The 3,428-nt window shown below is 62.1% G+C and carries 2 protein-coding genes; one reads left to right on the forward strand and one right to left on the reverse strand.

The genetic code is table 11. The features are described 5' to 3' along the window. The coding region (locus C1D09_RS00805; protein ID WP_143972540.1) for an LTA synthase family protein at window positions 1-1,623 on the forward strand (1,623 nt) is incomplete at its 5' end. Between the two features lie 44 nt (window positions 1,624-1,667). On the opposite strand, the gene C1D09_RS00810 is transcribed toward C1D09_RS00805, so the two are convergent. Beyond that, entirely contained in the window at window positions 1,668-3,305 is a 1,638-nt protein-coding gene (locus C1D09_RS00810) for a pilus assembly protein (RefSeq protein WP_143972541.1), read from the reverse strand. Window positions 3,306-3,428 lie beyond the last annotated feature (123 nt).

The raw sequence follows: 3,428 nt of genomic DNA on the forward strand, positions 1-3,428 counted from the left end.
TTGACGCTGGCGCTGGCCTTTGTCGGCCATCAGAAATCGCATTATCTCGGCGATCCGCTCTACCCGACTGACTTTCTCTACGCTCGCCAGATCTTCGCGCTGCTGCCGCTTCTCGTGCGTGAGCGGCCGATGACCGCGCTCGCCATGGTCGCCGGCATCATCGCCGGCCTGTCGCTGCTCGTCTATGGCTGGCGGCTGTGGCGCCGCAAGGTTCCAGCGCTCAGCCACAAGGGCCGCCTTGCCCGGCTGACGCTGGCGGTGCCGCTGCTCGCCTTCTTCGTCTCGATCATGGACTATGCCACCTTCTCCTGGACCAGGGATCGGCTGCAGATCATCCCGATCATGTGGGACCAGAAGGAAAACTACGCGTCCAACGGCTTTGCGCTAGCCTTCGCGCTCAACGTGCCGATGGCGCATGTCTCGGCGCCGCCGGGCTACACAGACAAGGCGATTGCGGCTATCGACAGGCCGCAGACGACGGCCTCGGTGCCCGATGAAAAACCCGACATCATTGTCGTCATGAGCGAATCCTTCTGGGATCCGACCAGGCTGCCCGGCGTCACCATCACGCCGGATCCCATTCCGACGGTGCGGGCATTGCGTTCCGGTTCGATGTTCTCGCCTGAATTCGGCGGCATGACCGCCAACATCGAATTCGAGGCGCTGACCGGCTTTTCCAACGCTTTCCTTCCGGCTGGGAGCATCCCTTACCAGCAATATGTGCGCACGCCGACGCCTTCCATGGCGACCTTCCTGAAGAGCGAGGGCTACAGGGCGCGTGCCATCCATCCCGGCACCAACTGGTTCTGGAACCGTGGCGCGGTGTACGCCGATTTCGGCTTCAACGATTTCAAGTCGGAAGAGACGCTGCCGCCCATGGAAAAGCGCGGACCGCTGGCATCCGACGCGGCGATGACGGATGAGATCATCCGCGAAGCCGACGCCAGCGACGACCCGCTGTTCTTCTTCGCGGTCAGCCTGCAGAACCATGGCCCCTATGAACCGAACCGCTACTACAACCCGACCCACGCGGTGCAGGCGCCAATCAGCCAGTGGGGCCGCGACTCGCTGTTGAGCTATGCGGAGGGTTCAGCCGACGCGGACCGCGGCCTTGAACGGCTGATCGAATGGGCCAAGAAGCGGGAGCGGCCGACAGTTATTGCGTTCTTCGGCGACCATCTGCCGCCGCTTGGGCCGGTCTATGTCGAGACCGGCTTCCTCAGGGACAATGTCGCGCCGCGCAGGGAGCCGACACCGCAAGCTGCCCTTGACCATCACGAAACTCCACTGATCATCTGGTCGAACCGGTCCGGTCCGGTCACGAACCTCGGCACGGTGAGCCCGGCATTCCTGCCCTATCATATCCTGACTGCCGCCGGCATCACCCATCCCTACTATACCGGCTTCCTGGGCAAGATGCGGGAGCGCTACCGCGTGGTCGACCGCAACCTGCTCCTGACCCCGGCCGGCGAGGCCACGCCCGACTGGTCGCGCCAGAAGGAGATCGACCCGGCGATCCGCGATTTCCGGCTCATCCAGTACGACATGATGTTCGGCAAGCGCCACGCGGCGCCCGACTTCTTCCCCGAGACGGTCGACAAGGTGGTCGCCCACACGAGTTGATCGGCCGAGCTATCGGGTTCAGCCTGGACTGGCGGGGCGAACACTCAATTCGTCAGTTGCAGCCTTGAGAACTTGTTGGCGATCTGCTGGAAAACGTCCGGCAGCTTGGCCGGGTCGTTGACGGCATAGTAACCGCTCGGGTCGGATGCACAGGCACTATAGAGTGTGCGATTGGCGGCGGTGTCGGACTGCAACACCATTGTGTAGATCTGCACACCCTGGTTCTTCAATTGCGTGCAAACGCTTTTGGTCCAGCCGTCGACATTGCGCGCCGCCGTCGTCTGGTTGTCCGACCCGAAGCGACCACCCGCCAGATATCCATAAGACGTGTAATCGGATTTGGTTGGCTGATTGCTGGCGCCGTAGACCACGTTCTCGCCATCGGTGAGCAGCATGACGATCTTGCTGACGCCTGCCGTCTTGAATGGCGCACCCCCGGTATAGGGCGCGCCTGGCGATAGCACCCGCATGCCCCAGGACAGACCCTCCGAAACGTTGGTGCCGGAACCGTTCCATTCCGTCATCTGGCTTGCCGCCTTGCGCAATTTGTCGAAATCGTCGGTCAGCGGAACGACGGGGGTCGGGCAGGAACGGTTGGGGCCGACAGTGATCGCGCTGCCGGTCTCGGTGACGATCCTGTTCGTCGACGCGACATATTTGGCGACCTTTTCGAGATCCGCGCCCAACACGGCATCGACCGCGCCGCCAAGCAGGCCGCTAAGGTCAATGCCCAGAATGTAGGCACCTGACTGCTTGAGCTTGTCCTTGTCTATGGTGTCGTCGAGGTACGAATTGTTGTAGCCGGTCGTCGAATTGCCGTAGGAGCCCGACGGCCTGGTGGCGGGCGCCGGATCGTCGGGAGCGAAATAGGGAACGAACAGCGTGTCGGGCTTGTTCGAATCGGGGGACGTATCGGAAATGTTGTAGGCGCCGGGGCGCGCCTCGACGCAGCCTTTCCATCCGGTATCTTGCCATCCGCCCTTCAGGCCCAACTGCTTGAACAGTGCGATATGGTTCGGCCGCTTGCCGTCGATGACGGGGAAATTGAGGCCATTGGTCGAGGACTTGCCGTCCATGTCGATCCAGGATGGATCGAACCCGTCGCCGTTGACATTGACCGCCGTGACAAAGGGAACCAGCGAAGCACGAACCTGGCGCGTCGGCGATTTCGTCGCCTCGAGTGTGTCCAGCAAGGACTTCGTTGCCGTCCTCAACGCCGTCATGCGGGCACCAGCCATCGAGCCGGTATTGTCCAGCACCAGCACGACTTCGAGCTGATTGTTCGATTCGACCGCCGAGGCATCGACGGCGATGTGTCTGTTGCGGCCGAACAGGAAGCCGAAGTTCAAATTGACGTCCGCCGTGGCAACCGCCTTGGTCTTGATGAAGTTGACGCCCCTGTCGACGGTCAGCGTCGCCTGCACATTGGCAAGTTCGCCATGCCCGGTGATGTTGGCCTGAAAATAGCGGTCGAAGGCATCGGTACGGGAAATCTCGAGGTCGCCGAGATGCGAGGAGGCAAGGTTTGCGGCGTCGAGCGCATTCTGCAGGTTGCTCTTGGCCCGCATGACGGTGGACACGTCGACCGCGAAGGCCACGGCCGACAGAATGGCCGGCGCCCCGAGCCCCATCAGCAGCGCGAAATTGCCGCTCCTCGAGCGCCAGAATCTGTTGAGAAGCATCCTTACCCCCGGAAATGCCTACCGCTTGTTCTGCGCGGATCGCCCGGGCTTTTGCGCCTTCCACGATGAATCGACCGTTGACGGCGAGGGCTCAACCCTGCACAACCTGACATTGTGGTTAAG

This window comes from Mesorhizobium intechi (assembly GCF_002879535.1).
GTDB classification, from domain to species: Bacteria; Pseudomonadota; Alphaproteobacteria; order Rhizobiales; family Rhizobiaceae; genus Mesorhizobium; species Mesorhizobium intechi.

Bases quoted from the DNA above. Each gene is read 5' to 3' on its own strand.
- C1D09_RS00810 (WP_143972541.1), bottom strand. From the start codon at position 3,305: ATGCTTCTCAACAGATTCTGGCGCTCGAGGAGCGGCAATTTCGCGCTG.